25 protein-coding genes and 3 pseudogenes are annotated in these 23529 nt (G+C 69.3%); 12 read left to right on the top strand and 16 right to left on the bottom strand.

The genetic code is table 11. The features are described 5' to 3' along the window. Positions 1-104: 104 nt before the first annotated feature. Positions 105-401 carry a DUF3572 domain-containing protein gene (locus tag OXS27_RS01410; RefSeq protein ID WP_267353759.1) on the bottom strand — a complete coding sequence of 99 codons (297 nt, stop codon included), beginning with the start codon at positions 399-401 and terminating at the stop codon, positions 105-107. 80 nt (positions 402-481) lie between these two features. Between OXS27_RS01410 and OXS27_RS01405 the strand changes: the two genes are divergently transcribed. The 6 genes from OXS27_RS01405 to OXS27_RS01380 all read left to right on the top strand — a co-directional run bounded on the left by OXS27_RS01405 (position 482) and on the right by OXS27_RS01380 (position 6306). Beyond that, positions 482-853 (top strand): response regulator, encoded by a 372-nt coding sequence (locus OXS27_RS01405; protein WP_007560977.1) that lies wholly within the window; start codon positions 482-484, stop codon positions 851-853. Between the two features lie 131 nt (positions 854-984). Continuing rightward, entirely contained in the window at positions 985-2358 is a 1374-nt protein-coding gene (locus OXS27_RS01400; RefSeq protein ID WP_243925845.1) for a PleD family two-component system response regulator, read from the top strand. Positions 2359-2762: 404 nt separating this feature from the next. After that, positions 2763-3971, top strand: a complete 1209-nt coding sequence (locus tag OXS27_RS01395; RefSeq protein ID WP_267354272.1) for a DUF2252 family protein — start codon at positions 2763-2765, stop codon at positions 3969-3971. Positions 3972-4077: 106 nt separating this feature from the next. Continuing rightward, positions 4078-5040: an acetyl-CoA carboxylase carboxyltransferase subunit alpha gene (locus tag OXS27_RS01390; protein WP_267353739.1), complete on the top strand. Its 963-nt coding sequence runs from the start codon at positions 4078-4080 to the stop codon at positions 5038-5040. Then, entirely contained in the window at positions 5037-5768 is a 732-nt protein-coding gene (locus OXS27_RS01385; RefSeq protein WP_267353737.1) for a DUF1796 family putative cysteine peptidase, read from the top strand. Before OXS27_RS01390 ends, OXS27_RS01385 begins: the two co-directional genes overlap by 4 nt. Positions 5769-5841: 73 nt before the next feature. Next, the gene (locus tag OXS27_RS01380; protein WP_267353735.1) at positions 5842-6306 is read left to right on the top strand and encodes a GNAT family N-acetyltransferase; all 465 of its coding nucleotides are present in this window, start codon (positions 5842-5844) and stop codon (positions 6304-6306) included. A 67-nt stretch (positions 6307-6373) separates the two neighbouring features. Here the strand turns inward: OXS27_RS01380 and OXS27_RS32630 are convergent. The 4 genes and pseudogenes from OXS27_RS32630 to OXS27_RS01365 form a co-directional block, all read right to left on the bottom strand. After that, positions 6374-6903 (bottom strand): annotated as a pseudogene (locus OXS27_RS32630) (LysR substrate-binding domain-containing protein). Positions 6904-7148: 245 nt separating this feature from the next. Continuing rightward, positions 7149-7253 (bottom strand): annotated as a pseudogene (locus OXS27_RS32625) (LysR family transcriptional regulator); the annotation flags it as partial. Positions 7254-7322: 69 nt separating this feature from the next. Further along, complete coding sequence (locus OXS27_RS01370) at positions 7323-7679, bottom strand: HigA family addiction module antitoxin (RefSeq protein WP_267353733.1); 357 nt, start codon at positions 7677-7679, stop codon at positions 7323-7325. Positions 7680-7692: 13 nt separating this feature from the next. Continuing rightward, positions 7693-7973: pseudogene (locus tag OXS27_RS01365) on the bottom strand (type II toxin-antitoxin system RelE/ParE family toxin). A gap of 272 nt (positions 7974-8245) precedes the next feature. Between OXS27_RS01365 and OXS27_RS01360 the strand changes: the two are divergent. After that, positions 8246-9430, top strand: a complete 1185-nt coding sequence (locus OXS27_RS01360; RefSeq protein ID WP_267353731.1) for an MFS transporter — start codon at positions 8246-8248, stop codon at positions 9428-9430. Between the two features lie 145 nt (positions 9431-9575). After that, positions 9576-11075, top strand: a complete 1500-nt coding sequence (locus tag OXS27_RS01355; protein WP_267353729.1) for a L,D-transpeptidase family protein — start codon at positions 9576-9578, stop codon at positions 11073-11075. A 60-nt stretch (positions 11076-11135) separates the two neighbouring features. On the opposite strand, the gene OXS27_RS01350 is transcribed toward OXS27_RS01355, so the two are convergent. The 3 genes from OXS27_RS01350 to OXS27_RS01340 all read right to left on the bottom strand — a co-directional run bounded on the left by OXS27_RS01350 (position 11136) and on the right by OXS27_RS01340 (position 12730). Continuing rightward, on the bottom strand, positions 11136-11879 hold the full coding sequence (locus OXS27_RS01350; RefSeq protein WP_267353728.1) for a dienelactone hydrolase family protein: 744 nt from the start codon (positions 11877-11879) through the stop codon (positions 11136-11138). 151 nt (positions 11880-12030) lie between these two features. Beyond that, positions 12031-12204, bottom strand: coding sequence for a YqaE/Pmp3 family membrane protein (locus OXS27_RS01345; RefSeq protein ID WP_243925859.1), 174 nt, complete (start codon positions 12202-12204; stop codon positions 12031-12033). 160 nt (positions 12205-12364) lie between these two features. Then, positions 12365-12730: a hypothetical protein gene (locus OXS27_RS01340; RefSeq protein ID WP_267353725.1), complete on the bottom strand. Its 366-nt coding sequence runs from the start codon at positions 12728-12730 to the stop codon at positions 12365-12367. Between the two features lie 352 nt (positions 12731-13082). Here OXS27_RS01340 and OXS27_RS01335 point away from each other — a divergent pair, with 352 nt between their 5' ends. From OXS27_RS01335 to OXS27_RS01320, 4 genes are all read left to right on the top strand, one after another. Next, positions 13083-13493, top strand: coding sequence for a LuxR C-terminal-related transcriptional regulator (locus OXS27_RS01335; RefSeq protein ID WP_267353723.1), 411 nt, complete (start codon positions 13083-13085; stop codon positions 13491-13493). 24 nt (positions 13494-13517) lie between these two features. Then, positions 13518-14201, top strand: coding sequence for an acyl-homoserine-lactone synthase (locus tag OXS27_RS01330; protein WP_346733079.1), 684 nt, complete (start codon positions 13518-13520; stop codon positions 14199-14201). A 71-nt stretch (positions 14202-14272) separates the two neighbouring features. Next, positions 14273-14500, top strand: a complete 228-nt coding sequence (locus OXS27_RS01325; protein ID WP_267353721.1) for a hypothetical protein — start codon at positions 14273-14275, stop codon at positions 14498-14500. A gap of 62 nt (positions 14501-14562) precedes the next feature. Beyond that, positions 14563-14712 carry a hypothetical protein gene (locus OXS27_RS01320; RefSeq protein ID WP_267353719.1) on the top strand — a complete coding sequence of 50 codons (150 nt, stop codon included), beginning with the start codon at positions 14563-14565 and terminating at the stop codon, positions 14710-14712. Positions 14713-14730: 18 nt separating this feature from the next. Here the strand turns inward: OXS27_RS01320 and OXS27_RS01315 are convergent, their stop codons facing one another. From OXS27_RS01315 to OXS27_RS01280, 8 genes are all read right to left on the bottom strand, one after another. After that, positions 14731-16323 carry a c-type cytochrome gene (locus OXS27_RS01315; RefSeq protein WP_243925867.1) on the bottom strand — a complete coding sequence of 531 codons (1593 nt, stop codon included), beginning with the start codon at positions 16321-16323 and terminating at the stop codon, positions 14731-14733. A gap of 82 nt (positions 16324-16405) precedes the next feature. Continuing rightward, positions 16406-16708 carry a hypothetical protein gene (locus OXS27_RS01310; RefSeq protein WP_267353717.1) on the bottom strand — a complete coding sequence of 101 codons (303 nt, stop codon included), beginning with the start codon at positions 16706-16708 and terminating at the stop codon, positions 16406-16408. An 8-nt stretch (positions 16709-16716) separates the two neighbouring features. Continuing rightward, complete coding sequence (locus OXS27_RS01305) at positions 16717-17220, bottom strand: TspO/MBR family protein (RefSeq protein WP_267353715.1); 504 nt, start codon at positions 17218-17220, stop codon at positions 16717-16719. Then, entirely contained in the window at positions 17217-18623 is a 1407-nt protein-coding gene (locus OXS27_RS01300; protein WP_267353713.1) for a geranylgeranyl diphosphate reductase, read from the bottom strand. Before OXS27_RS01300 ends, OXS27_RS01305 begins: the two co-directional genes overlap by 4 nt. 4 nt (positions 18624-18627) lie before the next feature. After that, positions 18628-19971, bottom strand: a complete 1344-nt coding sequence (locus tag OXS27_RS01295) for a BCD family MFS transporter (protein WP_267353711.1) — start codon at positions 19969-19971, stop codon at positions 18628-18630. Further along, on the bottom strand, positions 19971-20855 hold the full coding sequence (gene chlG / locus OXS27_RS01290; protein WP_243925876.1) for a chlorophyll synthase ChlG: 885 nt from the start codon (positions 20853-20855) through the stop codon (positions 19971-19973). The genes OXS27_RS01295 and chlG overlap by 1 nt, the downstream gene beginning before the upstream one ends. A 285-nt stretch (positions 20856-21140) precedes the next feature. Beyond that, a complete protein-coding gene (gene ppsR, locus OXS27_RS01285; protein ID WP_267353710.1) occupies positions 21141-22538 on the bottom strand; it encodes a transcriptional regulator PpsR in 1398 nt (465 codons plus the stop codon). A gap of 78 nt (positions 22539-22616) precedes the next feature. Then, on the bottom strand, positions 22617-23510 hold the full coding sequence (locus OXS27_RS01280) for a cobalamin B12-binding domain-containing protein (protein ID WP_267353708.1): 894 nt from the start codon (positions 23508-23510) through the stop codon (positions 22617-22619). Positions 23511-23529: the final 19 nt, after the last annotated feature.

Genomic DNA, 23529 nt, shown 5'->3' with positions numbered 1-23529 from the left:
CTTCACTGCCGGACGCCAAAGGTTCGAGAAACAAGCGCCACCCCCACGCCAGATCTGCGATCCCCAAACTCCTCCCCGCAAGGGCGAGGAGCGCGACGTCCGCCTCACGCCCACTCGTCATCCGGCCTTGGCGACAGCCGCTGCCACGCCGCGGCGATGCGTTCGGGCTTCACCTCGAGCGCCTGTGCACAGGCGAGGAGCACGTTCTCGTCGCCCATCACGTGGTCGAGGACGCCCACCAGAAAGGTCGGCTCCCGGACGCTTTCGCGCAGCGTATCGAGGCCGAGTCCCGTCGCCGCCAGGAACGGCAGGAGGCGGTCCTCCTCCCCCGTGATCCACAGCAGAACGTCGAGGGCGAGCTGCTCGGCAGCTTCATCCCCTTGAAGAGGTTTGCCATTCATCAACATGTGAACGCTACAAAGGTGATGGAGGGGCTTCACCGCCCGCTAATCATGATCGGCGAGCACCGGGACAACGGATCATGAAGAAGACGGTGCTGATCGTCGAGGACAACGAGTTGAACATGAAGCTGTTCAACGACCTCCTGGAGGCGAACGGCTACGCGACGCTCAAGACCGCCCACGGCATCGAGGCGATCGAGCTGGCGCGCGCCCATCACCCCGACCTGATCCTGATGGACATCCAGCTCCCGGAGGTCTCGGGCCTCGAAGTCACCAAGTGGCTCAAGGAGGACGACGATCTCAAGTCCATCCCGGTCATCGCCATCACGGCCTTCGCCATGAAGGGCGACGAGGAGCGGATCCGCGAGGGCGGATGCGAGGCGTACCTGTCCAAGCCCATCTCGGTCGCGAAGTTTTTGGCAACGGTTCGCGCGTATCTTGAGCCGCGGTGACCCCGGACGGGGCGCACCGTTGAGGTTGCCCCCCGACCGAGCGGGGGGCAACCTCAACCGTCTGTCTCGATGCGCGGCCGTCTCCCGACCCGCCCGTCCCGGGCCGCCCTGCCACGCGTCAGCGAGGAACCATGTCGGCCCGCGTCCTGATCGTCGACGACCTGTTCCCGAACGTGAAGCTTCTGGAGACGAAGCTCGGCCTGGAATATTTCGACACAATCGTCGCCATGAACGGCCCGGACGCCATCGCGATCTGCGAGAAGGGCCTGTGCGACCTCGTCCTGCTCGACGTGATGATGCCCGGCATGGACGGGTTCGAGGTTTGCCGTCACCTCAAGAGCAATCCGGTCACCGCCCATATCCCGGTGGTGATGGTCACGGCCCTCGATCAGCCCTCGGACCGCCTGCGCGGCCTCGACGCGGGCGCCGACGATTTCCTGACGAAGCCCGTGGACGACACCGCCCTGTTCACCCGGGTGCGCAGCCTCGTCCGCCTCAAGGCGGTGACCGACGAGCTGCGCCAGCGGGCGCTGGCATCCGCTGAATTCGGGATCGGCGATCCCCTGGCGCTCGCCGCCGCCGAGACCGGACTCGATGCCCGGATCCTGCTGATCGAGGATCGGCCCGGCTCGGCCGAGCGCCTCGCCGGCGCCCTGCGCCAGCACCATACGGTGACGATCGAGCCCGATCCGCAGGCGGCGCTGGTGCTGGCCGCCGAAGGGGGGTTCGACCTCGCGTTGGTCAGCCTCGACCTCGACGGATTCGACGGCCTGCGCCTGTGCAGCCAGCTCCGGTCGCTGGACCGGACCCGCGCCATGCCGCTGATCATGCTGGCGGAGGAGCACGATCGCGCCCGGGTGGTGCGCGGCCTCGATTTCGGCGTGCACGATTTTCTTATGCGCCCGGTCGACCGCAACGAGCTGATGGCCCGCGCCCGCACCCAGGTGAAACGCAGGCGCTTCACCGACGCGCTCCGGGGCGCGATGCAGGCGTCGCTGCAGATGGCCGTGACCGATGCGCTGACCGGGCTGCACAACCGGCGCTACCTCGACAACCATCTCGGCGCGGTGTTTTCGGAGCCGGGCCCCCGGCGGGCGGCGCTGGCCGCCCTCATCCTCGACATCGACCACTTCAAGCGGATCAACGACGGCTACGGCCACGAGGCCGGGGACGAGGTGCTGCGCGGCTTCGCCGACCGGGTCCGCCAGCACACGCGGCCGGTCGACATCGTGGCGCGCTACGGCGGCGAGGAAGTGGTTGTGATCCTGCCGGAATCCGGCCTCGCCGAGGCGCAGGCGATCGCGGAGCGCATCCGCGAGCGGGTCGAGGCCGTACCGTTCCCGGTGCAGCGGGCGACCCGCTCCATCGGCGTGACGGTCTCGATCGGCGTCGCCGTGCGGCATGCGGACGACGCCGATCCCGGTGACATGCTCCGGCGGGCCGATCTCGCCCTCTACCGGGCCAAGGCGGCAGGGCGGAACCGGGTGGAGCTCCAGGCGGCCTGAGCGCCCTCCGCCGACACGGATACCGGTTCGGCACAAGACAGCGTTTCCGAGCACGCGCTCAGGGCTGCGCAGGATTGTACCGCGCCCGGTCCGCGACAGGGCCGCCATTGTCCCCGAACGAGGCGTGGGTCCCCGCTCCCGTGCGAGCGAGGGGCCCCGTCGCGCTCGCCGACCCTGTCGGCCGACGCTTGTCGTGTACCGTGGGTCACGGGATCGGGATCGGAGGGACGCACGTCGGGCGGCAGGTGCCAACCACCGTGCCCCAAGGATCGGCGCGGTGGAAAATACCCGCCGCGTCAAAACGCTTACCCCCGCTTAGGGATGAAAACCCTAGGATGGCCGTATCATCGGATCCCGGTGCCGGGCCCCGCGCCCGGCCGGCCTGTAGCGGAGCGGACGACCGGATGGACATGCAGGTGCCGGCGCGGCCCGGCCGTGACGCAAGCGTGCTGGAGCAGCGCCGCCTGTGCAAGATCGCCTCCTCGCCACATGCCTATGTCCGCGGCACCACGGCGCGCTTCTACGACCTGATCGCCCGGATGCCGGCCGGCACCCTGCCCGAGGGGCCGCCGATCTGGATCTGCGGCGACGCGCATCTCGGCAATCTCGGCGCGGTGGCCGATGCCGACGGGCGGATCGGCATCGCGATCCGTGACCTCGATCAGACCGTGGTGGCGAACCCGGCCTTCGACCTCGTGCGGCTGGCGCTCTCCCTGGTCACCGCGGCGCTGAACGCGACGCTCCCCGGCATCGTCACCGCCCGGATGATGGACGCCATGGCCATCGGCTACGCCGAGGGGACCGCCGACCCCGAGGGCGCCGAGCGCGACCTCGCCGAATCCGAGATCGTCGCCACCACGAAGCGCCGGGCGCTCGGCCGGCGCTGGCGCCACCTGTCCCGCGAACGCCTGAAGGGCAGGACCGACCGCCTGCCGCGGGGGCGCCGGTTCTTCGACCTCGAGCCCGACGAGCGGGATTCCCTCACGGCGCTCATCCACGATCCGGCGGTGCACCGGCTCGTCCTGGCGCTCGGCGGCGGCGCGACGGAGGCCGAGATCCGGCTGCTCGACGCCGCCTACTGGATCAAGGGCTGCAGCTCGCTCGGCCGCCTGCGCTATGCCGGCCTCGTGGAAATTCGCGGCGGCGCGCACCCGCACCGCGCGCTCCTCGACGTGAAGGAGGCGGTCCCTTACCTCGCCCCGGCCGCCCGCGATGCCGTCATGCCGGCCGACCACGCGGCGCGCGTGGTGGCGGGCGCCCGGGCGCTGTCGCCGCAGCTCGGCGACCGGATGGTGTCGGGCCATGTCCTGGGCAAACCCGTCACGGTCCGTGAGCTGATGCCGCAGGATCTCAAGATCGACGCCGAGCAGTTCTCCCGGCAGGAAGCGGTCCGCGTCGCCGGGCACCTCGCCGCGATCCTCGGCCGGTCGCACGGCCGGCAGATGGACGAGGCCACCCGCCGGACCTGGATCGATACGGTGCGCGCCCCCGGCCCGGGCCCCGACGCCCCCGGCTGGCTGTGGTCCGTGGTCACCGACCTGATGGGCGCACACCAGCGCGGCTATCTGGAGCATTGCTACCGGATCGCCCGCGAGGACCTGTCGCACGGCTGAGTCGGACCAGGCTCGGGCCACAGGCCGGTTGACACCACCCCCGCCATCGCCAACACCTCGCGCCCGCCGCCTCGCTGCGGCGGATCCCGGGAAGACCTGTGACACGATGGCGGTGACGCGCACCTACCTCGACTTCGAGAAGCCCGTGGCCGAGCTGGAGGCCAAGCTCGAGGAACTGCGCGCCGTGAGCGCGCGCGACGGCGCGGTCTCGATCGCCGAGGAAGTCGGCCGGCTGGAGGCCAAGGCCGGCCAGGCGCTCGCCGAGATCTACGCGACTCTGACGCCCTGGCAGAAGACCCAGGTGGCCCGCCACCCGCAGCGCCCGCATTTCGTCGATTATTGCGGCGGGCTCATCAGCGAGTTCACCCCGCTCGCCGGCGACCGCAGCTTCGGCGAGGACGAGGCGATTCTCGGCGGTTTCGGCCGGTTCCGCGGCCGCCCCGTCCTGGTCCTCGGTCAGGAGAAGGGCGCCACCACGGAGGCGCGGCTCCGGCACAACTTCGGCATGGCCCGGCCCGAGGGCTACCGCAAGGCGGTCCGCCTGATGGAGACCGCCGATCGGTTCGGCCTGCCGGTGATCGCCTTCGTCGACACCGCCGGCGCCTATCCGGGCATCGAGGCGGAGGAGCGCGGGCAGGCCGAGGCCATCGCCCGCTCCACCGAAGCCTGCCTCGCGCTGGGCGTGCCCAACGTCGCCGTGGTGATCGGGGAGGGCGGCTCGGGTGGCGCGATCGCGCTCGCCACCGCCAACCGGGTGTTGATGCTGGAACACGCGATCTACGGGGTGATCTCGCCCGAGGGCGCCGCCTCGATCCTGTGGCGCGACCAGGGCCGCGCCTCGGACGCCGCCACCGCGATGAAGATCACCGCCCAGGACCTGCTGCGGCTCGGCGTCATCGACGGCATCATCCCGGAGGCCACCGGCGGGGCGCATCGCGACCGGGAGGGGGCGATCCGCGTGGCGGGCGACGCAATCGCCGAATCGCTCGCCCAGTTCGACGGCCTCGCACCCGACGAGATCCGCGACCGGCGCGCGGAAAAGTTCCTGGCGATCGGCCGAACCCTGTGAGCGAACCCGGGGCGACGGGGGGCCTGTTCGGTGCGATCGGGCGGCTGCTCGGCCGGCGCGACGCGCGGGAGCCGGGCCCGCACAACCACATCTCGCTGGGCTGCAACTGCCAGATGGCGCACGTGCTCAAGACCCTGGACCTGCGCCAGTGGTCGGGCCCGCTCGACTGGATCTTCTCGATGCCCGGCATGGTCCGGGACTGCCTCACGGACGATTTCTCCGCCCTCCTCGACCGGGACCAGCTGGAGAGCATTCCGGAGGCGGAGCGGCGCGGCCCCGACATCTGGCGCGGGCGCCACCGGCTCTACCGGGAGCGGCACGGGCTTGAATGCGTGTTCAACCACCACGACCCGGCGGCGAACGCGGCGGACTACGCCTTCCTCGCCGAGGGCGTGCGCCGGGTCCGGACGGCGCTGGACACGCCGGGCACGGATAACCGGCTCTGGATGATGAGCCACCTGCACACGCCCCGGGCCGTGGTCGAGGCGATCGACGACCTCCTGGGTCAGCGGGCGAGCCGCAACCACCTGACCTTCCTGCAGCTCGAGACCGGGCATCCGCGGATGGAGATCGTCGAGGCCGTGGACCTGCGGCCGACGCTCCGCTGGCTCACCGTGCAGACCCCCTCGGAGCCGGTCGGCCTGCGCCTGGCCGACCCCGCGGACGATGCGGCGCTCGTGGAGATCATCCGCGCGGAGGCGGGACGTCAGCCGGCGCTGTTCGGCTGAGCGACTGCGGCGGCCATCCATGTGAGGCGCGACGGGGCGATGATCGCGCCGACGATACGGAGGCCGATGGACGATGATCCGTTCCGACCTGAAATTCCGCCGGGCCGTCCTGTCGGACCTCCCCGCGATCGTCGCATTGCTGGCCGACGACGAACTCGGATCGGCCCGCGAGGCGCCGTGGGAGACGGCATCGCACCGCTACCGCGATGCGTTCGCCGAGATCGATGCCGACCCGCATCAGCTGCTATGCATCGCGGAGATCGACGGGCACATCGTCGGAACCCTGCAACTCACGTTCATCGCGGGCCTCTCCCGCAACGGATCGAAGCGGGGACTGATCGAGGGCGGCCGCATCGCCCGCGAACGACGCGGCGAACGGCTCGGCGAAGCCCTGTTGGCCTGGGCGATCGACACGTGTCGCGCCCGCGACTGCACGCTGGTCCAGTTGACGACGGATAAGAGGCGGGTGGACGCGCACCGGTTCTATGAACGGCTCGGCTTCGAGCCGTCGCATCTGGGCTACAAGCGCCCGCTCTGAATGCGGTCCGGCCGCCACCCCTTCGCGTCCGAGACAACAGCTATCCCTGAAGGGGGCCGCAAACCCGTCACGGCCCTGCGCTGCCCCCGCGCATCCGCTCGACCAGGAAATCCACCAGCACCCGCACGCGGGCCGGCATGGCGGGGCCGCCCACGAACACCGCGTGGATCGCCTCACGGTCCCGCGGATTGAACGGCTCCAGCTGTGCGACCAACCGGCCGGTGGCGAGGTCGTCCGCGATGTGGAAGTTGCCGACTCGCGTGATGCCGACGCCCCGCAGAGCGAGCTGCACCAGGGTCTCGCCGTTGTTGGCCGCGACCGTACCGGTCACCGGCTGGACGAAATCCCGCCCGTCCTCCCGGAATGGCCAGCCCGGCTCGGCCCGGCGGAAGCTGAAATCCAGGCCGTTGTGCCGCGCCAGATCGCCGGCCGGCACGGCGTTCCGGCCCGGGCGAGGTAGTCGGGCGATGCCACCACGGTCCGGCCGGTCTCGCCGAGCCGACGGGCGATGAGCGGAGTGTCGGCCAACGGCCCGAACCGGATCGCCACGTCGGCCCGGCCGCCCAGAACGTCGGCGAGTTGGTCGCTGAGGTCGATCTCGACCGTGATACCGGGATGCGCGCGACGAAGTCCGCCAGCAGCGGCACGATCACGAGGCGCCCATGCGCGGTGGCGGCGCTGACCCGGACCCGTCCGCGCGGGCAGCCGCGGTCGGCGAGCGTAGCTTCAGTCTCGTCGAGATCTGCCAGGATGCGGCGCGCGGCCCGCCCGTAAGTCTCGCTCTCGGCGGTAAGGCGCAGATTCCGGGTGGTCCGCACGAGGAGCTGAACGCCGAGCCGTCCCTCGATCCGGACGATGATCCGGCTGACCGCCGAGGGCGTCAGCCCGAGCCGGCGCGCTGCCTTGGACAGGCTGCCGGCCTCCACCACCGCCAGGAACACCGCCATCTCCCCGGCGCGGTCGACCTTGTCGTGTGGCATGCGCGGCAATCCCGGAGGGCTTCCGGCCCGGATCGATCAGGCGGCCTCCGGCATGGGCGTGATACGTGCGAGTTCATCGCCGATCCGGGGCAGGAGCGTCGCACTCTCGAACTGGCTCTGCAGGTTGAGCCAAAACTGATGCGAAGTCCGGAACAGCCGCGCCAACCGCAGCGCCGTATCGGTACTGATCCCGATTTCCCGCTTCACGATCCGCTTGATCCGCGAGCGCGGCAGGCCAATGGCGCGCGCGACCGCGCCGGCCGAGAGGTCGAACGGCTCCATGAACTCGACGCGCAGGATGTCCCCGGGATGAACCGGCGGGACACTGTCGAAGGCGTCCGCGGCATCGAAGGCCCAGTGGAGATCCGCGATGGCCTCGATGGTATTTGACATCCGAGGGGTCTCCTCAGTGATAATCCGTGACTTCCACGCGCGTCGGCCCGCCTTCTGTCCAGATGAAGCAGATCCGGAACTGCTTGTTGACAGCGATGGCGTGCTGCCCGGCCCGATCCTGGCTCAAGGCGTGAAGCTTGTTTCCCGGCGGCCGCTTGAGATCGTCCAAGGACGCCGCGGCATCGAGCAGGATCAGCTTGCTCCGTGCCGCCTGAACAGATCGGCGGGGAAACCCTTCGGACAGCGTCCTGCGAAAACCGCCTCCGTGTACCTGTCGTGGAAGCTGAGGATCATCGGACAGTGCGTTGCAGTGAGTGCAACATCTGGTCTCGCGCGAAGCCCTCCGTCAAGGCTCTCGTCTCAGGATCCTCTTCGCGGCCGCGATCTCTCGGATAGACCTCATGGTGCGCAGCCCAAGTCGGCTCGGTCTGCGTTTTCGCAGTCCTTGAAATCCCCCACCGACGACATTCGTGCCGTGCGCGCACAGATCCTGATCCGCACAGCGGGCTACTGCCCCGAAGCCGAATCGGCCACCTGCATCTCCGGAACAACCGGAGACCGGATTCGTGGCGCTCAACCCACCCCTTCTGGCGCTCGCCATCGGCGCCTTCGGCATCGGCGTCACCGAGTTCACCCCGATGGGGATGCTGCCCCTCATGGCCGGGGATCTCGGCGTCTCGATCCCCGCCATGGGCCTCGTGGTCAGCGCCTACGCGCTCGGGCTCCAGGTCGGCGCGCCGCTGGTGACGCTCGCCACCGCCCGCATGCCCCGGCGGCGTCTGCTGGTCGGGCTGATGGCGATCTTCACCCTCGGCAACCTGATGGCGGCGCTCGCCGACAGCCATGCCATGGTGGTCGTCGCCCGGCTGGTGACGTCCCTGAATCACGGCGCGTTCTTCGGGGTCGGAGCCGTCGTGGCCGCCGGGATCGTGCCGCCCGAGCGTCGGGCCGCCGCGGTGGCCGCCATGTTCTCGGGGCTCACCGTCGCGCTGATCGGCGGCGTGCCCCTTGCCGCCTGGATCGGGGTGGAATTCGGCTGGCGCTTGGCATTCTGGGGCATCGCGGGCGTCGGCGCCGCGTCCATGCTGGCGCTGCGCCTCGCACTGCCGGAGCTGAGGGCGGAGCCCGGCGCCGACCTGCGGGCCGAGCTGCGCGTGCTCGGCCGCGGGCCGGTGCTCGCCGCCCTCGCCCTCACCACGATCGGCTTCAGCGCGATGTTCACGCTGTTCACCTACATCGTGCCGATCCTGCATACAGAGACCGGGGCCACGACATCCCTCGTGACAGCGATGCTGGTCCTCAACGGGATCGGCCTCGCTGCGGGCAACTGGCTCGGCGGGCGCCTCGCCGACCGCTCCATCGACGGGACGATCCTGGCCGCGCTGGCGGCCCATATCGCCATCCTCGTGCTGTTCGCCGGGCTGATGCGCAGCCCAGCGTCGGTTGCAATCCTGATGGTGCTGTGGGGCGTGGCGAGCTTCGCCATCGTCCCGCCGCTCCAGATGCGGGTGATGGAGAAGGCCGGCGCGGCTCCGAATCTCGCCTCGGCCATGAATATCGGCGCCTTCAACCTCGGCAACGCCATCGGGGCGGCCGTGGGGAGCGGCGTGATCGATGCCAGGTTCGGACTCCCGGCCTTGCCGCTCGCCGGGGCCGCCCTGGCGGCGATGCCCCGGCTCCTGATCCCGTGGCTCCGCCGCGGCAGCCGGCCACGGTCCGCCGGAGCCGCGGCGATCCGCGGATCGGTCTGATGCCCTGCCAGAGAGCGGTGCAGTGTTGCGCCAGCGTCCTTGCGGTAAGAAAGGCGCAAGCTTAACGAGCCTATTGGGTTGGGGAGTGGCGCTCGACGGTTGCCGAAAAGGTCCGCGGGCGCACGTAGGACGATTGAGGTTCCCCATGACGGCGCGTCTCGCGACTGCGCGGATGTTGGCGGCCGCTTCCCTGCTGGCCCTTTCCCTCGCTGCCTGCCAGGACGGGTCCGGCATCAATGGCCCGAGTGCGCGCAGCATCGCGCCGATCGCCCCACAGACCGTCGCGCTGATGCAGTCCAAGGGGATGCAGCAATCCGACCCTGTCCTGATCCGCACCTTCAAGAAGGAAGCGGAGATGGAGGTCTGGAAGAAGGGCAGCGACGGCCGCTACGCCCTCCTGAAGATCTACCCGATCTGCCGCTGGTCCGGCCAGCTCGGCCCCAAGACCCGTGAGGGCGACCGGCAGGCGCCGGAGGGGTTCTATACGATCACCCCGGGCCTGATGAACCCGAATTCCTCGTACTATCTCTCGTTCGATACCGGCTTCCCGAATGCCGTCGACCGGGCCAACAACCGGACCGGCAAGTATCTGATGGTGCACGGCACCTGCTCGTCGGCGGGCTGCTTCGCCATGACCGACGCCACCATCGCGGAGATCTACGCCATCGCCCGCGAGGCGTTCATCGGCGGTCAGCGCAGCTTCCAGTTCCAGTCCTACCCGTTCCGGATGACCGCCGAGAACATGGCCAAGTTCCGCAACGACCCGAACATCGGGTTCTGGCAGAACCTCAAGGAGGGCTCGGATTATTTCGAGGCCCTGCGCGAGGAGCCGAAGATCGGTCAGTGCGGGACCAAATACGTGTTCGGCGGCGCCGACGCAGCTGCCGGTTCGTGCAAGCCGAAGGTCGATCCGCAGGTGGCGGACAAGAGCGAGCGCGACGCGCGCGCGGTGGCCGAACTGGTCGCCAAGGGCACGCCGGCGGTGCGGGTCGTCTACCAGGATGGCGGACAGAACCCGGTCTTCCGGCCGCCGGCCAATACCAGCGCCTTCGCGAGCCTCGGCGGCACCGAGACCGTGTTGCCGTACGACGCCAAGGAATACGGGCGGCACAATCTCGGCGACGTGAGCCGGCCCGAGACCCTGGCGGCCGGGCCGCAGGAGATCGAGGTCAGCCCGAAGGGCCAGCCGGTGATGCTGGCCGGCGCCGAGCCGGCGGTCCCCCTCAAGGCCGCCAAGGCGGGGCGCCCCCCCGGCAAGGAGCCGCTGCAGAGGCCCGCCGCCACGACACTCATGGCAAACCGCGCCGATCCCGAAGCCAAGGTCGAGACGACCGCGGCGCTCCCCGAGAAGCCCGCCCGGATCACCGTGGCGGACGCGGACGGCGATCCGAGCAGCTACCAGAAGGTATTCGGCAAGCTGTTCGCCAAGGACGACCCGGTCGCGGTCACTCCGCCGACCCCGGCGGTCGACGCCACTTTGATGCCTGAGCCGGTCAAGCTCGCTCACGCCGCCGAGAAGGTTGCCCCGAAGCCGATCGCCAAGGCGCACGCGGTCAAGACCGCCAAGGTTGAAGCCAAGGTAGCGGGTAAGGTCGAGGCCAAGCCGGTTCTCAGGAAGGGCGAGGCCGACAAGGCCAAGCCCTGATCGAAGCGCCACGGAGGACGACCTGCGGCGAGGCGAATCCGGCCTCACCGGAACTCACCGTCACGGGCCGGCGCGCAGGGTCCGGCGGAACAGCTCGCGCAGCGCGCCCCAGCCTCGCTCGGCCGCGGCGGGGTCGTAGACCGGGAAGTCCGGCATCATCCAGCCATGCGCTGCGGGATACGTCTCGGCGGTGAACCGAACGCCGGCCTGCGTCAGCGCCTTTTCCAGGCGCTCGGCCATCGCGGGCGGGTAGCTGCCGTCGTTCTCCGCCGCGCCGATGTAGATCTCCGCCTTCAGCTTCGGCGCGAACAGGTGAGGGCTTGTCGGGGCGTCGGTCGCGAGATTGCCGCCGTGAAAGCTCGCGACGGCCGCGAACCGGTCGGGGTAGGTTCCGGCCGAAGCCAGCGCCATGCCGCCTCCCATGCAGAAGCCGACCGCACCGATCCCGCGGCCCGTGATGTCGCTGCGCGTGTCGAGGTAGGCGAGGAAGGCCTCCGTATCCGCTGCGGCCTTGTCGTTCCCGGTCGTTGCCATCAACGGGCCGAGGATGGCGCGGAAGTCGCCCTTGAACACCTCCTTGGGCACGAACGGGCCGTACGGACCGTAGCGGTAGAAGAGATCCGGCAGCAGGACGACGCTGCCGGCCGCGGCGAGTTGCTCGGCCATGTCGCGCATCGCCGGGCGGATGCCGCCGGCATCCATGTAGAGGATCACCGCCGGCCACGGGCCTACGCCGTCCGGCGTGACGATGTGCGATCGGCAATCGCCGTCGCGCATTCGGATCGTGACGCGTTCGGTCGGCATCAGGTGCTCCCGGGCCGGACATCCGCGATGTCCGCCGCGACGGTGTTACGTCTACGAACAGTTCGATCGCGATTCGCCTCAGATCGACGAGGCCAAGCGCTCTGCGCCGTACGCCGCCAGCCTAAGCACCGCTGCCTCGGCCCTTGTCGTTTCAGAGCAGCGGCCGGTCGCGATTCATCAACCACAGGGCGTGGATGGTGCCCGGAAGCCAGCCGAGGATCCAGAGCACGATATTCAGCAGGAATTGCAGCCCGAAGCCGTTGGTGACGAGGACCGCAACCGGCGGGATGAAGATGGCGAGCAGGATGCGAATCAGACTGGACACGGGCACTCCGGGTTGGGGTCCTGAGGGAGTCACGCTCAAACGAAGCGCGATCGTGTCCGTTCCAGGAACACTTCGGGGAAAGCGCTTTCTGCTCCCGGGGCCGCTGCAGCCGCTGGACGGAGCGCCCTCCGCGGTGAAGGGCAGTGGCCGCTGCCCGCAATTACGGGCTTTCGCCATGCATACCCTTCGCACGCGCTGCCATCGCCTCCATCATCCAGAGGGCGCGACGGCGACTCTCGAAGCCCGGAAGAGCCCGATAGGCCCGGACGACGCGAAGCAGCATCGCGACGCGCTCATAGATGCCGCGGCGCTGCGCAGTGCCGTCCCAATCCGGCCTTCGACGGGGCCCGAGGAAAGCATCGATATCAGTCCCGTTCGCCGCCGCGATCTTCTGAAGTAAACTTAAGGTCAATCGATCCGTAGACATATCGATTCTCCGTCTAAAGAATTTGATTTTTTTTGGAAATATCTCCCCTACATTTCTATGAATGCCATCAATCCGCCCGATATGTATCAAATCAGACATACTTGCGATTCAAACTATGAAATCATGCGCCAATGACGAGCCTTCGTCAAACCACGTTCGACATTCTCGACAAGATACGCCAATCACAATACTTGGGTGATATCCAAAAAGAGCTCAGTTTTCATAAAACGACATTCGGATACGACGCATTCGTAGTTGGGTTTCTACCACGATCACAGAGGCAAATCCTTCCTGATTGCACTGTGCTCTCAGGTTGGCCTCGCGAGTGGGAGCAGCGTTACCAAGCCCGAGGCTTCATCCACGTCGATCCCGTTCTGAGGCACCTGAAGGGCGTTATCGATCCCTCTTCTGGCATGAGGCGGCCACCGGCCAGACCGAGGGCCGCGTCGTCATGGACGAAGCACGCGTGTTCGGGCTGCGCGAGGGCTTCTGCGTCCCCTTCCATCAGCACGACGGCAGCGAGGCCTGCATCAGCTTCGGCGGCGCGCGTCTCGAACTCTCGACGGACGAGCAGGCCGCCCTGCACATGATCGCGATCTACGCTGTCTCCACGGCGAAGGCGATCATGCATCGCCACGCGCAGGTCGAGCCGGATGCGCGGACGCGGGGTGACCTGACGGCCCGCGAAGTGGAATGCCTGAAATGGTCGGCTGCCGGAAAAACAGCCTGGGACGTCTCTGTTATTCTATCCATATCAAGAAGAACTGTCGAACATCACCTCGCCAACGCCTGCACCAAATTACACGCGGTCGGCCGCACACATTGTGTCGTCGAGGCCATAAGAAGGAAAATAATCGCTTAAATTCACGTAGCGTTGGGGTCGGTAATGTTTCCCATATCCGAGCAACGAGTTGCCAGGCAAATTATTCGTGTGTCTACACGGAGAAAAACGATGTTCTCGATGGTTCATGGGGATATCGAACGGAACTATCCTTCAGCATTGGATCATATTTATAGATTTCGTCATTCATATTTCGTCGAGACACTGGGATGGGAGGCGTGCCGCAGGCCGGACAATCGGGAACGCGATCAGTTCGACGGTCCCGGTAGTATCCACGTCGTCGGCAGGGACGAAGGCCATATCGTATCGTATGCGCGCCTCCTGCCGACGACGCGGCCCCACCTGCTGTCCCACCTCTATCCCGAGCTCATGCAGGGCGCGAAAGCCCCAACGGGGCACCGGATCTACGAGTGGACGCGCCAATCGGTCCTGCCCCGGAAGCGGGAGCACGGCGCAGCGAACGCCTTCTCGAACGCCTTCATGGGCGCCGTCGCCCGCGTCGCCGAGGCGCTCGATCTCGAAGGCCTTCTCGTCCAGACCCACCCCGCACTCGTCGGACGGCTGCTCGACACCGGCTGGGACGTCGAAACGCTGGCTTTGCCGACGCTGTACGCCGGTGCCCTCCTCGTGCCGGTCTACGCCCGGATCACAGCCCGCACCCTGGAGGCGGCCGATGCGGCCTTCGCGGCTTGGCCCGGCTCGCGGCTGGCGTTCCACAGGCCACCCTGAACGACACGCCGGCTGAAAGAACTGGTCTGGTCTCCTAATAACCGATTCCCCGCACGCAAAAGGCAGAACCGATGCCCTCATCTCCCGCGCATACCGTGCTGTTCCTTCGCACCTATCGAGAGGCGGCACTTCCGATCTACAGCGGCATGGTCGATGAGCTCTGTGGCTCGCCGTATCTCCCGTTCCAGTTGGCGACGACCCTGGAGGATATCGGCCAGCATTTCCTGCGGCTCGCGGATAGGTCAACGGCGAGCTCGAGCGCCGTGGTCTCCTCGACGCCGAGGTCGATGCGGACCTGACCGTCGAGGCTCGGATCGAAAACCTTCTGGGATGGATGTGCGAGAGCGGGTTGCCGAGCCTGATGAACGCCGACGGCCCCAGCGCCCCACCGGTCTCGATGCTGAAGCACGAAGCCGTCCGGGACGCGGTCCGACTCGCCCTGGTCATGACGCAGAGCCTGCCGGTCGCGGTTAGGCCCGTGGCCAGCATCGGCCAGGTCACACAGACCTGACCGGCGCCGAATTCGGCCTCACGGCTTGCTGGTCGGCGGCGTGGTGGCGGCCGGCACGTTCACAGCCTGCTTCTCCGGGTTCTTCACCTGGCTGTAGGCGACGTTGGCGAAGGTGCCGATCACCGCCGGCCAGCTCGGGTTGGCGTACTGCGGATCGTCGCGCCCGACCTTGCAGAACGCCGTCGTCAGGGCGTTGACCACGTCATCGTCGTTGGCCCCCGCCGCCGCACCCTTGATCTGTGGCACCAGTCGGACCAGCGTCGGCACGAAGTCCTGCTGCTTCAGGCCCTTGAGGGTGTTCTGCACACCGATCTGGTCGAAGGCGGACTTCAGCTGATCCTGCTCGATCTCCGCGCAGGGCGCCGTGCCGGACAGCATGGTCCGGGTGGCGGCGCGCGCCTCGGAGGCCTTCTCGCCGGTCACGACCGGGGCCTTGTTGCCCCAGGAATTGCGGATGTAGTCGGTGACGTTCCGCACTTCGACATCGGTCATCTGCTGGCCGATCGCCACCATCGGGGCGAGGCCGCTCTGGGCGGCGAGGCCGCCATAGATCACCCGCAGCACCGTCTCGGGGCCGTCCGACATCACCGAGGTGTTGCCGGCCAGCGCCGGCACCGCGCCCTGAAGGCCCTTGCCGTCGGGCTGGTGGCAGGAGGAGCAGTAGGTCAGATAGGTCGAAGCGCCCGGCGCCCCGGCCGTGTCGAACGCCGCGAGGTCCTTGGGCTTGTAGGTCTGCTTGGCGGGCACGGTGCGCAGATAAGCCACCATGGCCTTCAGATCCTCCTCCTTCACCTTGGAGAGGGATTCCATGATGGTCTGGCGCATCGGGCCGGCGGCGACGCCCGGCCGGTCGCCCGGGGCGGTACCGGTCTTGAGGTAGGTCACCACCTGCTCGTCGGTCCAGGCGCCGATGCCCTGGTGGCCGTCCGGCGTGATGTTGGGAGCGTACCAGCCGTCGATCACGCCGCCGCCGAACCGGCCCGCAAAGCTCGAATTGCCGACGAGCTTGTTCTCGTTGTGGCACATCGCGCAGTGGCCGAGCCCCTCGACGAGATAGCCGCCGCGGTTGACCTCGGCGCTGGCATTCGGATCGGGCTTGAAGCGCTCCTCGGTGAAGAAGGCCGTCCGCCACGTCACCAGAGCGGTGCGGACGTTGAACGGGAACGGGATCTGGCTGTCCTGGCGCTTCTCGTTCACCGCCGGGACCGATTGCAGATAGGCCCAGATCGCCTTGGTGTCGTCGTCGGTGACCTTGGTGAACCAGCCGAACGGGAAGGCCGGGTAGAGGTAGCCGACATTCTTGCTGTAGCCGTGCCGGAAGGCCTTCTCGAAGTCGTCGTAGCTCCAGTTGCCGAGCCCGGTATCCTTGTCGGGGGTCAGGTTCGGCGTCATGAGCACGCCGAAGGGCATGTTCAGCGCGTAATTGCCGGCGAGATACTTGCCGCCAGGCGCCGTGTGGCAGGCGGCGCAATCGCCCATGGTGACGAGGTACTTGCCGCGCTCGACCGGGTCGGACGACCCGTCCTGCGCCAGAGCGGGCGTCGCGAGAATCAGGCCCGCCAGGATCGGGGCGGAAGCCCAGCCGGGGGAGAGGGCATTCGTGCGCTTCATGGCATCCTCTCCCGGGCGGACTTTAGAGTTCTTACAAGCAGGTGACGCGCGTGAACGCGGCCGTTTGCTGCGTTGTTCCGGCCTAGGCCGGCGTGTGACCCGGACTGCGGCGTTGTGCCGTGGGCGCCCGGAAGCGCAGGCCGAGATCGGCGAGGTGAGCCAAAAGCCCGGCGAGCATCCACCCGGCGACCACGATCCAGCCGGCTCCCACCAGGGCCGACCGCAGGGCCAGCATCAGGGCGGCCCCGGAGGCGAGATTGGCCAGCAACGACGGCAGCGGCGGCCCACCCCGGCGGCTGAGCCACACGAGGAGGAGCGCCTCGGCCCCGACGAGCAGCAGGATGCCGTCGATGATCCGGCCAGACGCGAACCAAGAGGCCAGCAACACCTCCATTACGCAGCGTGGCCGAAGGGTGCGTTGAGGCGCACGATCCGCAGGTTCAGGCAGGCGGCGACGCTGACCCAGGCGAGATACGGCAGGTTCATGAGCCCAGCCGCGACCGAGATCCGGCCGGTGACCAGAACCAGAACGGCGATGGACAGCCACAGGGCCGCGACCTCGGCGAGCGCCCAGTCCGGCCGGCGGAACCGGAAGAACAGCACGCTCCAGGCGATGTTGAGCAGCCCGTTCACCGCGTAGGCGGCGAGCAACACGCCCCGGGCGACCGGGTCGGGATCGGCGTTCCAGACCATCACGGCGGCGATGGTGGTGAGCAGGAAGATCACGGTCCAGACCGGCCCGAAGGCCCAGTCCGGCGGCTTCCAGGCCGGGACCCGCAGGCGCCGGTACCACGCATCCGTCCGGGTCGCGAGGCCGCCGGCGAGCGCCACCAGTATTGCGGCGACGGCCGCGACGGCAGCCGGCCCCCAGCCGGCGTCGAGTCCCAAAACCGTCATGGCGAGACCCAGCGGAACAGATGCGCGAGGTCCTTGAAGAAGATCCGCGCATGGGCGGCGGGCTTGGCCCGGACCAGCTCCTTGTTCATGTAGCTGTCCCAGGTGAGCTGCTGGACATCCTTGTCCCGGCAGATCGAGACGAAGCGCTCGCGCAGGCCGTCGCTGCGGTACCAGACCCACTGCATCATCCCGAGGATCCAGAACACGCGCCCGTGCAGCTTCATGAAAGCCTTGCGCGCGCCCGCGAGGGCCTTGGCGTCGCCGGTCTTGAGGAAGGCAGCGGCGGCATCGGCCGAAAGCCGGCCGCCCAGCATGGCGTAGTAGATCCCCTCGCCGGAGGCGGGCGCGACCACGCCGGCGGCATCGCCCGCCAGCAGCACGTCACGGCCGTTGTCCCAACGCTTCAGGGGCTTGAGCGGCAGGGGCGCGCCCTCCCGGCGGATCGTCTCGGCGCCATCGAGGTTGGTTGCCACGCGCAGGGCCCGGATCGAGGAGCGCAGGGAAAAACCCTTCTTGGCGCTGCCGGTGCCGATGCTCAGCCTGTCCCCGTGCGGAAAGATCCAGCTGTAGAAGTCGGGCGAGTGGCGGCCCTGATAGTAGACGTCGCAGCGGGCGGCATCGACGGAAGCGGCCCCGGGGGCGCCGGCCTCCGGCACCCGGAGGATCTCGTGATAGGCGAAGACCTGCCGCATCTTGGCGTGGCCCGGAACCTCGGCCCGACCGACCGGCGAGCAGGCCCCGTCTGCCCCGATGACGAGCCGCGCCCGGACGGTGTGGCGGGCGAGGGACTCGCCGGCGCCGGTGCTGAAATGAACGCGGGTCGACCCATCGTCCGACCGGGTGATCTTCTCGTAGGCGGCCTCGCGCAACGCGGCGCCGGCCTGTTCCGCGCGGGCGCGCAGCCAGGGATCGAACTGCTCGCGGTCGACCATGCCGACGAAGCCCTCGCCGACCGGCATGTCGACGGCCTTGCCGCTCGGCGCCACCATGCGGGCGGCGCGGATCTTCGCGACGAGCAGCGAATCGGGGATCGCGAAGTCGCGGATCAGCCGGGGCGGGATCGCGCCGCCGCAGGGCTTGATCCGTCCGGGCTTGTCGAGGAGCAGCACCGTATGGCCGGCCCGGGCGAGATCGGTCGCCGCCGTGGCTCCGGCCGGGCCGCCGCCGACCACGACGACGTCGTAGGCCGCGTCACCACCGCCGCTTCTCCCTCCCCCCTCTGCGGGGGAGGGTGGGCCGGCCGTCAGGCCGGGTCGGGAGAGGGGAGCGCCGGTGCCGGAAAAGTCACTCCGCGAGTTGAAACCCGCAGCGTCGCGCTGCCCCTCTCCCCCCCTGCTGCGCAGGGTACCCTCCCCCGCAAAGGGGGGAGGGGAAAGATGGCCGCCATCATCCAACTGTGCCATGGCCTCACCGCGCGCTGAAGGCAGGATCGAGCGAAACCGCGCCCGGTGCCGGAGTGGATTCGAGCCGCACCGCCAGGACGACAGCGACGAGGAACAGCAATCCTTCCGCGGCGAACACCGCCGCGTAGGCCTGGACCGGCTCGGCCGTGACGAGCCGCACCGCATCGACCGAGACCGCACCGAGAAAACCGCCGGCCCCGAAAGCGACGCCCTGCGCGGCGCCCCAGACGCCCATCCGGGTGCCGCGCTCCCGCGCGTCGCCGCGGCCGGCCAGCGCCATCATCGAGCCGATCGCGGCGACCGCGTAGGCGCCGTTGCCGACGCCGAGGGCGAACACCGTCTCGCGCAGGGGGAAATCCGCCCCCGAAGCCGCGCCGCTCGCCAGGGCGAACAGGGCGGCGGCCGAGCCGGCGCAACCCAGCGCGATCCAGAGCCTCAAGGAGGCGAGGGGGGTGCCACGCGCAGCGAGCGTCACCCCCGCCACCAGCAGCATCCCGGCGAGCACGCCGCCATGCTGGAGTCCGGCGAGCTTGGTGGTGGCGCCGGGGCTCATGGCGAAGACGAGCCCGGCATAGGGCTCCAAGATCAACTCCTGGGCGCTGTAGGCCAGCATCGAGACGAAGACGAAGATCGTGAAGGTCCGGGCCACCGGATCGGCCAGCACCTGGGCGAGCACGGCGAAGAACGGCCGGCGCGCCTCCGCGGGATCCGGCGCACGAAGCGGCAGGCGGCGCTCGACACCGGCGACCGCCAGGGCGGCGACGCAGAAGGCGATGAGCGAGACCGCGCCCGACACGGCGACAAGCCGCAGGCCGGAGAACGGATCGAGGAAATGGCCGGCCAGCGGCGCCGTGAGGGCGAAGCCGACGATCATCATCACCCAGACGATGGTGGCGGCCGCCCCCCGCCGGGCCGGCGCGACCCCCCCCGACAGCAGGACGAGGAGCGAGGTTCCGGCGGCGCCGACCCCCATCCCGACGCACAGGAACGAGAGGGCGGCGAGCGCCAGCCCCAAGGCGAGGTGGTCGGCCGCCAGCGCGGTTCCGCAGGCGGCCCCGAACCCGCCGAGGCAGAGGGCGGCCATGCCGCCCACGATCCAGGGGGTGCGCCGGCCGCTGCGGTCGGAACCGTAGCCCCAGCGCGGGCGCAGTACCTGCACGGCGTAGTGCAGGGCGACCAGCAGACCGGGCACGAAGGCGGGCAGGGCCAGTTCCACCACCATCACCCGGTTGAGCGTGGCGGTCATCAGCACGACGACACTGCCGAGCGCGGTCTGGACGAGGCCGAGGCGGACGATCTGGGGCCAGCCGAGGGTCGCCTCAGGCGCGATCCGATCCGAAGTGCCCATCACGCCCCTCCCACCAGCGGGCGCAGCGCGAAGGCGGCGACCAGCATGCCGAGGACGTAGAGGGTGGTACCTGTGCCGTTGTACCAGATCGCCCGCTCCCGGGGATTGTCGAGGAACCGGACCATCAGGGCGAGCTGGCCGGCGAGCAGCGCCGCCACGAGGCCGGCATGCCAGTACCGCTCCCAGCCGACGAGCAGCGCGATGACGGCGACCTGCGGCAGGGCCATGACCAGGCAGGCGAAGCGGGCGGCCCGCTCGGTGCCCATCTGCACCGGCAGCGACAGCAGGCCCATGCGCCGGTCGCCCTCGACCGACTTGAAATCGTTGAGCGTCATGATGCCGTGGGCGCCGGCTGCGTAGAGGAGTGCCACCAGCAGAACCCGCCGGTCCGGCAGGGCGGCGGCCATCACGGCGGCGCCGGTGAACCAGGGCAGCCCCTCATAGCAGAGCGCCACCGCGGCGTTGCCCCACCAGCCGTTGCGCTTGAGCCGGACGGGCGGCGCCGAGTAGATCCAAGCGAGCACCAGCCCGAACAGAGCGGCCCCGAGGATCCAGGGCCCGAGCGCGGCGGCCACCACCAGCGACAGCCCGGTCCAGGCCACTGCGAGGTAGAGCCCCCAGCGGCCCGGGATCCGACCGGAGGGAATCGGCCGGTTCGGTTCGTTGATCGCATCGACATGGCGGTCGAACCAGTCGTTCGTGGCCTGGCTGGTCGCGCAGACCAAAGGCCCGGCGAGCAGCACCCCGGCGGCGATCACCGGCCATTGGCCGCTGGCCGGCTGGCCGGACGAGATCACCCCGCAGGCGAACGCCCACATCGGTGCGAACCACGTCAGCGGCTTCAGCAGCTCGATGACTGCGCTCGGGGCGGGCGTAGCGCTCATGACGGGAGGCTACCGGGGCGCGCCAAAGTGTCAAGCCAGATTTACATTTGACGGCGAAATGTGCGGGGCGTTTGTCGGGTGAATACATCCGTAGGGTGATAATACACGCTGCGACATTGGACCGGCGCGTGTGCACCCGAGGCACGCAATCCGCCCCGGGAACGCGGTTCATCCCCGCTTAGGCAGCAATGACTCAGCCTCGGAGCACGGCCGCGGACGCTCCGAACCGTGTTCCGGCCCGATCCGGCGTAGTGCCGCGTCATCGCGAAAACGTGTCGGCCCAGATCAGTCCGCCTCGACAGGCCCGTCGAGATCCCCGACGCCGTAGCGGCGCATCTTGGCGTAGAGGCCCTGCCGGCTGAGGCCCAGCATCTCCGCGGCCGAAGCCCGGTTGTCCCGGGTGATGCGCAGGGCCGCCTCGATGCAGAGCTTCTCGATCAGGTCCGTGGTCTCGCGCACCAGCGTCTTCATCGAGACCCGGCCGACCAGCTCGGCCATCTGCTCCACCGAGCGCGGCACCTCCCGCCCACCGCCGAATCGCCCTTCGGGGATCCGGCGCGGGGCCGGGCGGATCGCGAAGCCCAGGCAGGGGCGGGCGCCCGCCACCGAAACGGCCGCGACCTCCACATCCTCCAGGCCGCCATAGGCGCCGCGGATGACCGTCGCGAAGCGCCGCACCACGCCGTGATCGCCCAGGGTCGCGAACAGGGCCTGCGCCTCGGTCTCGTCGCGGCCGAGCCAATGATCCACGGTGCGTCCGCGAACCTGCCCCTCGGTGGCGAGCTGGGTCAGTTCCAGGAAGGCGGCATTGGCGGTCAGAATCCGCCGGCTCGGGTCGGTGACCACGAAGCCCTCGGGCATCGCCTCGATCACCGCCTGGGTCGGCACCTCCTGACCGGAGCCGGCCTCGGCGGCTGCCGGATCGGCCACGAGCCGCATCAGGGCACTGGCACCGCCCTCACCCCGGAACAGCGAGACCGAGACCGAGACCTCGCCGCGCCCGTGCGGCAGGGCGGCCCGGATCTCCCCGGCCTGCCCGGTCGCCCGCAGGGCGGCGAACTGCGCCTCCAGGGCCCTCGTGCTGCTGGCATCGAACAGTTCGACCACGTCCTGGCCGGCGACGCGCTTGGCCGGGCGACCGAGCAGCCGCGCGGCGGACGGGTTCGCCTCGGCGACCCGCCTTGTCCCGGCATCGACCACCAGCACCGGCTCACCGGAGATCTGGAACAGGAGCCGGTAGCGGGTCTCGACCGCGCGCAGACGCTCGTAATCCCGCTCCAGCGCCTGCTGGGTCTCCATCAGGCGGCGCTGGAGGCCGGCCACCGCCCGCATGTCGCGCCCGAGCACCAGGATCGGGCCGCCCTCGGCCGGGCGGATCGAGGCGTAGCGGATCGGCAGGTCGATGCCGCTGGGGGAGGGGTGATTGATCTGGCGCCAGCGGGTGATGCCGTCGGGCCGGGCGTCGCGCAGCAGGGCGTCGACCTTGGGCCGGCTCTCGACCGTCACGGTGTCGACCCAGCGCCGGCCCAGCCAGCCAGGGATATTCTCTGCCTCGAGATCAGTCCCGATCGACGCGTCGCGAATCACGCCCTCGGCGTCGATCACGAGCGAGACATCGGAGGATGCCGCGACGATGCGCCCGACCGCCTCGCCGTCGAGGTGGCCGGCGACCTGGTCCAGCACCGCGGGTGATCCCGAGGAGATGAGGTGCGGCTGAAGCGTCACGTTCACCGTTATGTGATGGAGTGGATGAAAACCCTTTCAACAGGCCAATGCCTGCCTGTCCAGCAAAGCTTCCGCGGCGGCAGGCGCCGAACACCCATCGAGCGCGCAGGCGTCGGCCCCCACGAGGCCGGCCTCACCGCCGTGGCGCGTGAAATAGGGGCCCCCGACCAGCACGCGCACCCCCGGGTTCCGCGAGGCGCGCCGCACCTCGGCCACCGTGGCCGCCAGGACGGGCAGGAGCACGTCGGAGGAGAGCGACAGGCCGACCACCTCGAACCAGTCGGTCGCCAGAAGGGCGAGGGGATCGAGGCCGGGCGCCGGCACCGCCGTGGTCACGTACCAGCCGGCCTCCCGGAAGAAGCTCGCGACGATCGACAGACCGAATCGGTGAGTCTCGCCGGGGCAGGGCAGGAGCAGCACGCTGCGGCCGCCGATCGGAGCCGATTCGATCTCGAGTTCCAGGCAGAGGTGCCGGCTGATCGCCTGCAGCCGCCCGAGGCCCTCGGTCACGGCCAGGAAATCGCAGGCATCCTCCTCCCACAGGGCGCCGAGATGCCGGGCCGCCGGGGCGAGCAGATCGAGGAGCAGACGCGCCAGCGGCAGGCCGCCATCCCGCAGGACCGCGATCTCGGCATCGAGATCCACCGGGCCGGGACCAAGGAGGAGGGCACTGAAGGCGGCGATTTCCTGCGGCGTCACCGCCCGGTCGGCCGGCGGGCGGCGGCCGGCGCTCGGCCGGTGGGCCAGCATCAGCCGGGGGAGGATCTCGCCCTCGATCACCCGGGTGAGGGCATCCGGCCGCGACCGTGGCGAATCAGGCCGCACGCGGGGCTTATCGCGGAAGACCGGCGAAGCGTCGCTGACCGTGCCGCAGCCGGCCGCGATCGGTCCCAGTTCCAAACGCTCGCCGAAATGCCTCCAGTGTCCCATCGGCACCCTCCCTGAAACG

This window comes from Methylobacterium sp. GC_Met_3 (genome assembly GCF_026540775.1).
Taxonomy (GTDB): Bacteria; Pseudomonadota; Alphaproteobacteria; order Rhizobiales; family Beijerinckiaceae; genus Methylobacterium.
This window is presented reverse-complemented; position numbering and strand designations above follow the sequence as displayed.

Excerpts from the sequence above, each read along its gene's own strand:
- OXS27_RS01410 (WP_267353759.1), bottom strand. The coding sequence starts at position 401 with ATGAATGGCAAACCTCTTCAAGGGGATGAAGCTGCCGAGCAGCTCGCC.
- OXS27_RS01405 (WP_007560977.1), top strand. The coding sequence starts at position 482 with ATGAAGAAGACGGTGCTGATCGTCGAGGACAACGAGTTGAACATGAAG.
- OXS27_RS01400 (WP_243925845.1), top strand. The coding sequence starts at position 985 with ATGTCGGCCCGCGTCCTGATCGTCGACGACCTGTTCCCGAACGTGAAG.
- OXS27_RS01395 (WP_267354272.1), top strand. The coding sequence starts at position 2,763 with ATGGACATGCAGGTGCCGGCGCGGCCCGGCCGTGACGCAAGCGTGCTG.
- OXS27_RS01390 (WP_267353739.1), top strand. The coding sequence starts at position 4,078 with ATGGCGGTGACGCGCACCTACCTCGACTTCGAGAAGCCCGTGGCCGAG.
- OXS27_RS01380 (WP_267353735.1), top strand. The coding sequence starts at position 5,842 with ATGATCCGTTCCGACCTGAAATTCCGCCGGGCCGTCCTGTCGGACCTC.
- OXS27_RS01370 (WP_267353733.1), bottom strand. The coding sequence starts at position 7,679 with ATGTCAAATACCATCGAGGCCATCGCGGATCTCCACTGGGCCTTCGAT.
- OXS27_RS01355 (WP_267353729.1), top strand. The coding sequence starts at position 9,576 with ATGACGGCGCGTCTCGCGACTGCGCGGATGTTGGCGGCCGCTTCCCTG.
- OXS27_RS01350 (WP_267353728.1), bottom strand. The coding sequence starts at position 11,879 with ATGCCGACCGAACGCGTCACGATCCGAATGCGCGACGGCGATTGCCGA.
- OXS27_RS01340 (WP_267353725.1), bottom strand. The coding sequence starts at position 12,730 with ATGTCTGATTTGATACATATCGGGCGGATTGATGGCATTCATAGAAAT.
- OXS27_RS01335 (WP_267353723.1), top strand. The coding sequence starts at position 13,083 with ATGGACGAAGCACGCGTGTTCGGGCTGCGCGAGGGCTTCTGCGTCCCC.
- OXS27_RS01330 (WP_346733079.1), top strand. The coding sequence starts at position 13,518 with ATGTTTCCCATATCCGAGCAACGAGTTGCCAGGCAAATTATTCGTGTG.
- OXS27_RS01325 (WP_267353721.1), top strand. The coding sequence starts at position 14,273 with ATGCCCTCATCTCCCGCGCATACCGTGCTGTTCCTTCGCACCTATCGA.
- OXS27_RS01320 (WP_267353719.1), top strand. The coding sequence starts at position 14,563 with ATGAACGCCGACGGCCCCAGCGCCCCACCGGTCTCGATGCTGAAGCAC.
- OXS27_RS01315 (WP_243925867.1), bottom strand. The coding sequence starts at position 16,323 with ATGAAGCGCACGAATGCCCTCTCCCCCGGCTGGGCTTCCGCCCCGATC.
- OXS27_RS01305 (WP_267353715.1), bottom strand. The coding sequence starts at position 17,220 with ATGACGGTTTTGGGACTCGACGCCGGCTGGGGGCCGGCTGCCGTCGCG.
- OXS27_RS01300 (WP_267353713.1), bottom strand. The coding sequence starts at position 18,623 with ATGGCACAGTTGGATGATGGCGGCCATCTTTCCCCTCCCCCCTTTGCG.
- OXS27_RS01295 (WP_267353711.1), bottom strand. The coding sequence starts at position 19,971 with ATGGGCACTTCGGATCGGATCGCGCCTGAGGCGACCCTCGGCTGGCCC.
- chlG (WP_243925876.1), bottom strand. The coding sequence starts at position 20,855 with ATGAGCGCTACGCCCGCCCCGAGCGCAGTCATCGAGCTGCTGAAGCCG.
- OXS27_RS01280 (WP_267353708.1), bottom strand. The coding sequence starts at position 23,510 with ATGGGACACTGGAGGCATTTCGGCGAGCGTTTGGAACTGGGACCGATC.